The sequence below is a fragment of the Tardiphaga sp. genome, from assembly GCF_025356345.1.
In the GTDB taxonomy this organism is placed as follows: domain Bacteria; phylum Pseudomonadota; class Alphaproteobacteria; order Rhizobiales; family Xanthobacteraceae; genus Tardiphaga.
Genome location: NZ_JANXTC010000335.1, coordinates 1 through 5,181 on the forward strand (window position 1 = coordinate 1; position 5,181 = coordinate 5,181).

Genomic DNA, 5,181 nt, shown 5'->3' on the forward strand with positions numbered 1-5,181 from the left:
AGGAACGGCTCCATGGGCTGATCCGCGACGTCAAGGAAAAGGGCGGCCGGATCTGCGGCATCAGCGCGCCATCGCGCGCCTCGACCTTGGTCAATTATGTCGGTCTCGACTCCAATACCATCGACTATGTGGTCGAGATCGAGGGCTCGCTGAAGATCGGCAAATGCATGCCGGGCACGCTGATCCCCGTGGTCGAGGAGAGCCGGATGTTCGAGGACCAGCCCGACTGCGCCATTATTCTCTCCTGGCACATCGCCGACGAACTGGCGCCGAAGCTGCGCGCCAAGGGCTACAAGGGCCTTCTAATGACGCCCCTGCCGGTGCCGCGGTTTCTGTAGACCGTTCAGGCCTTATGTTGCCGCGTGGTGATGGCCTCGATGTCACGCCACAGAGCAATCGTCTCCGCTTGGCAGCGAAGCGCTGGCGGCTCGCCGTTCAGCATCTCGGCGCATAGCGACGACAGCAAGGGAACGCGCCGGTCCTGCCCTGAAGATGCAGCTCCGTTGAACGGATCGATCTGCCCGATCGAATCGTCCAACCAGGGCGTCGTCACCGAAAAATGCGGCTCGGCCGCATTGGAATCGACCAGCAGCGCGCATTGATCCCCGGCCTCGTTGGCCATCGTCGCCGACCAGGATTCGGCCTCGTCGGGAAGCCGTGACGAAATCGTTGAATGCAACGCCCTGGTGAATCCCAATTGCGCCGCCAGCGCCAGCAACTGGATGCCATAGAAGCGCAGCGCGCCGCCGCCTTGCGCATGCGACCGCTTCCAGTTTTGCCGGTCGGTCGCATAATGATGCGCGCGAAACGCCCAGCGGATGGCAAGGTCGCCGCGCGACGATGATCCGGCCTGCGCGATCAGTCTTTGGCCCCAGTCGGTGAAGCCGAAAATATAGCCGATACGAAACAGTTTTCCGGAGGCCTGCAATTGCGCCTGCAGATGTTCGGCCTCGACGGGCGTCGGCGCCAGGGGTTTTTCCAGCAGCAGGCGTTGGATGCGGGGCCTTCCGAGAATGTCCGCCATCGCCGCCGCCTGGTCCTCTGGCCGGCGCGCCAGGACCAACGCCTCCGCGCGGTCCAGCGCCACCGCATCGTCGGCGACCCATTCGATCGCGGCTGCCAAGCTCGCCAGTTCGGCGCGGCCCTCAACGACAGCGCGGTAGCGATCCGGAAGCAGCACGTCGCAGCCCTGCCCGATCAAGGCCGGGAGATAGCCATAGAGCCCGAAGCCGGAGCCCAGGATGGCGACCTTCATGCGGTGAAATCGCTTTCGGCGATGATGTCGATGATTTCCCCGGAAAAGCCGCGACCACGCAGATAGGGCCCGATCTCGGCGGCGATATGCCAGGCCATGTTGACCAGCGGGCGGGCGCGATCCGCAGCCGGGAAATCGTCATCGGACAGGATCGGAATCCGGGTACCGGGAACATAATGCCCGATCTTGCCGGAGCCCGGCTTCTCGTAAATCGCATCGATGCTGGTGCGATCGAGCCCCAGCATCTTGATCGGGATTGCCGCACGGCCAGGAAACGCCTTGCCGGCCAGCGCGCCATATTGCGCGACCGCGGCCGTGATCTGCTGTCCCTTGGTGATGCGCCATTGCGCGATTTCCCGCGCCATCTTCGATAGATCGTCGCCAAAGCCGCGCTCGCGATCGAGCAGCGTGGCGTGATCTTGCGGAGCTTCATGGCCTGCTCCCAGGAAGACGCGGATGTTGCCGCCGTAGCGATCCGGAAACGCGACGCTGGAGATCGCCATGCCCAGCGACCTCGCAATGAAGGCGAAGGACGTCGCGGTATAGGTGCGCGGGTGCTCGTGATAAAATGTGTCGAACTGCCGCTTGGCGAGGATCGAACCGAGATAGTGATTTTCGATCACGATCTTGGTCTCCGGCTTCAGCAGGATTTTCAGCGCGCGGATCACCGCGCCGAGGTCCTCGATATGCGCGAACACATTGGTGAAGGTGATGATGTCGGGCTGGCCGAATTGCGCGACGAAATCGCGCGCCACGTCTTCGCTGAAGAATGCATTCAGCACGCGATGCCCGACGGCGAGCGCATCGGCTGCAGCCCCCGTCGGCTCGATACCGTAAGTCTGCGCACCATGCTCAGCGAAGATCGACAGCAGGCTGCCGTCATTGCAGCCGACGTCCAGCACCTTCCTGCCGGACAGATCGCCATAGTTGACGATACAGGCCTCGACCAGCCGACGCATGCCGTTGAGAACATCGAGCGTCTGCCGCGAGCGGTAGTGATAGGTCGAGGGAAACAGCTCGTGCTTCGGGATCTGGAAGCGCTGATGCGCGGTGCGGCAGCTGTCGCAGAACAGGATCTCGATCGGATATTCCACGCAGACGCGATCATCGCCGATGGCGACCAGATCATCGCACATCGGATGCCGGCCAAGGTCGAGCACGGGACGCAGGTTCTTGCCACCGCACACTTCGCAATGCGTGATTTCGGCGAGGCCGGAACTTTTCGCGGATGGATTCACTGCAAGGCCTGCCTGGTTGAGAGAGTGAGAACGCGGTCGATCTGCGCCAGCGTCACATCGCGCATGGCCGCCCCATCGGCAAAAGCCTTGTACCAGTCCACCGTCAATTTCAGGGCGTCGGGAAGCGCCAGCGCGGGATGCCAGCCCAGCCGCGAGTTCGCCTTTGCGCAATCGAGCCGCAGATAGGCCGCTTCATGCGGGTGCTCCGCGCTGTCGCGGCTCCAATGCGCCGTTCCGCCCCACAGCCCGACCAGGCGATCCGCGATCGCGCCGACGCTGACTTCGCTCGCGGCCTCCGGCCCGAAATTCCACGCTTCAGCGACGGATACCCCGTCGTCGCCGGCCAGGCGCTCCGCCAGCCGGAGATAGCCCAGAACGGGATCGAGCACGTGCTGCCACGGCCGTACCGATGCGGGCGCGCGGATGCGCAGCGCCGCGCCGCTGCCGAACGCCCGGATCGCATCGGGCACCAGCCGGTCCACCGCCCAGTCGCCGCCGCCGATCACGTTTCCGGCGCGGGCGGAGGCGATCCGCGGCCCGGCCGGATCCGCAAAATAGCTGCGACGGTAACTTGCCGCGACCAGTTCGGTGCCGGACTTGCTGGCGCTGTAGGGATCGGCGCCGCCCAGCGCGTCGCTTTCATCATAGCCGCGTTCGCGCCCGACATTGTCATAGCACTTGTCGCTGCTGACGATTACCACGGCGCGGATGCCGGCGACCTGCCGCACCGCCTCGAGCAGATGCACGGTGCCCATGACATTGGTCATCCAGGTCTCCGCCGGCTGCGCATAGGAGCGCCGCACCAGCGCCTGCGCCGCCAGATGCAGAACGATGTCGGGCTGGCATTGCACCAGCGCCGCGGCGAGCGCGGCCGGGTCGTTGATGTTTCCATATTGGTTCACGCAGTCAGCGGCCACCCCGGCGACGTTGAACACGCCCGCTTCATGTTCCGGCGGCAGTGCGAAGCCGGACACTTTGGCGCCGAGCGAATGCAGCAGCAGCGTCATCCAGGCGCCCTTGAACCCGGTATGGCCGGTCAGGAAGACGCGCTTGCCGCGCCAGAACGCGCGGTCGATCACCACTTCTTCCACTTCGCGTCGCCACCGGCCCATTGCGCTTCGAGAAAGCCGCGGTCGCGCATCGTGTCCATCGGATGCCAGAAGCCATGATGCACATAGGCGCGCAGGTCGTCGCTTTGCGCCAGCGAACGCATCGGGGTTTCCTCCCACACCGTGGCGTCGTCGGCGATGAGATCGCCCACCGACGGCGACAGCAGGAAGAAGCCGCCATTGATCCAGCCACCGTCATCCTCGGGCTTTTCCTGGAACGCCAGCACCCGGTCGCCCTCGATCGCCAGCGCCCCGAAGCGCCGCGCCGGACGCACCGCGGTCACCGTCGCGCGTCGTCCGTGTTCGCGGTGGAAGGCGATCTGCGCCGCGATATCGATATCGGCGACGCCGTCGCCATAGGTCAGGCCGAACATCTCCTCGTCCTTGACGTGGTGCAGCACCCGCTTGATGCGACCGCCGGTCTGGGTGTGTTCGCCGGTATCGACCAGCGTCACATGCCACGGCTCGGCGGTTTCGCGATGGATATCCATGCGATTCTCCGCCAGATGAATCGTCACGTCTGACATGTGCAGGAAGTAGTTGGCGAAATATTCCTTGATCAGATAGCCGCGGTAGCCGAGGCAGATGATGAAGTCGTTGAAGCCGTAATGGCTGTAGATCTTCATGATGTGCCAGAGGATCGGCCGGCCGCCGATCTCGATCATCGGCTTCGGTCGCGCCACCGTTTCCTCGGAAATCCTGGTCCCGAGACCACCGGCGAGAATCACGATTTTCATATGGCCACCGCCCTCACGCGCGAATCAGCGCGGCAGGCGCATCTTAGCGACTATGGCCCCGTGGGCAGAGAGCGACCTACCCCACCGCCCTCGCCGGCCGCATCATCTGGCCGACGCGGCTGAAGGCCATGTCGATCATCGGCCAGAACAGCAGCGTGATCGCCAGCGTGGTGATCGAACCGACCAGGCCGTTCGACCAGAACACGCCGACGCTGCCGCCGGAGCCGATCATCGACAGCCGGAACGCGTCTTCGGCACGGTTTCCCAGTACCAGCGCGAGCGTGAACGGCGCTAGCGGGATGCCGATCTTCTTGAAGACGTAACCGACGACGCCGAAGCCGAGCATCAGCCAGATGTCGAATATCGCGTTCTGGATCGCGTAGGCGCCGATCGCGCAGGATACCACGATCATCGGGGCGACGGCCGCGAACGGCACCCGCAGGATCGAGGCAAAGATCGGCACCGTCGTCAGCACCAGCACCAGACCGACGACATTGCCGAGATACATCGAGGCGATCAGGCCCCAGACGAAATCCTTGTGTTCGACAAACAGCAATGGACCGGGATTGAGCCCCCACACCATCAGCCCGCCGAGCAGGATCGCCGCGGTGCCGGAGCCGGGAATGCCGAGCGCGAGCATCGGCAGCAGCGCCGCGGTGCCGGACGCGTGGGCCGCGGTTTCCGGCGCGAACACACCCTCGATGCGGCCCTTGCCAAAACTGTCCGGATCCTTGGAAAAACGTTTGGCGAGGTTGTAGCCCATGAAAGAAGCAGCAATCGCGCCGCCCGGCGTGATGCCGAGCCAGCAGCCGATAAAGGACGAGCGCAGCAGCGTGACCCAG

The 5,181-nt window shown here is 64.4% G+C and carries 5 protein-coding genes and 1 pseudogene; 1 reads left to right on the forward strand and 5 read right to left on the reverse strand.

The annotated features are described in order from the left end of the window. A pseudogene (locus Q0S16_RS20450) lies at positions 1 to 338 on the forward strand (class I SAM-dependent methyltransferase); the annotation flags it as partial. Positions 339 to 343: 5 nt separating this feature from the next. On the opposite strand, the gene Q0S16_RS20455 reads toward Q0S16_RS20450, so the two are convergent. The 5 genes from Q0S16_RS20455 to Q0S16_RS20475 all read right to left on the reverse strand — a co-directional run. Then, on the reverse strand, positions 344 to 1,255 hold the full coding sequence (locus tag Q0S16_RS20455; protein ID WP_295852265.1) for a hypothetical protein: 912 nt from the start codon (positions 1,253 to 1,255) through the stop codon (positions 344 to 346). Continuing rightward, positions 1,252 to 2,493 carry a class I SAM-dependent methyltransferase gene (locus Q0S16_RS20460; RefSeq protein ID WP_295852266.1) on the reverse strand — a complete coding sequence of 414 codons (1,242 nt, stop codon included), beginning with the start codon at positions 2,491 to 2,493 and terminating at the stop codon, positions 1,252 to 1,254. The genes Q0S16_RS20455 and Q0S16_RS20460 overlap by 4 nt, the downstream gene beginning before the upstream one ends. Beyond that, positions 2,490 to 3,605 (reverse strand): CDP-glucose 4,6-dehydratase, encoded by a 1,116-nt coding sequence (gene rfbG, locus Q0S16_RS20465; protein ID WP_295852270.1) that lies wholly within the window; start codon positions 3,603 to 3,605, stop codon positions 2,490 to 2,492. Before rfbG ends, Q0S16_RS20460 begins: the two co-directional genes overlap by 4 nt. Continuing rightward, positions 3,569 to 4,339, reverse strand: coding sequence for a glucose-1-phosphate cytidylyltransferase (rfbF, locus tag Q0S16_RS20470; RefSeq protein WP_295852271.1), 771 nt, complete (start codon positions 4,337 to 4,339; stop codon positions 3,569 to 3,571). Before rfbF ends, rfbG begins: the two co-directional genes overlap by 37 nt. A 76-nt stretch (positions 4,340 to 4,415) precedes the next feature. Then, the coding region (locus tag Q0S16_RS20475; protein WP_295852272.1) for a tripartite tricarboxylate transporter permease at positions 4,416 to 5,181 on the reverse strand (766 nt) is incomplete at its 5' end.

Coding starts and splice junctions, on each gene's coding strand:
- rfbF (WP_295852271.1), bottom strand. CDS start 4,339: ATGAAAATCGTGATTCTCGCCGGTGGTCTCGGGACCAGGATTTCCGAG.
- Q0S16_RS20455 (WP_295852265.1), bottom strand. CDS start 1,255: ATGAAGGTCGCCATCCTGGGCTCCGGCTTCGGGCTCTATGGCTATCTC.
- rfbG (WP_295852270.1), bottom strand. CDS start 3,605: ATGGGCCGGTGGCGACGCGAAGTGGAAGAAGTGGTGATCGACCGCGCG.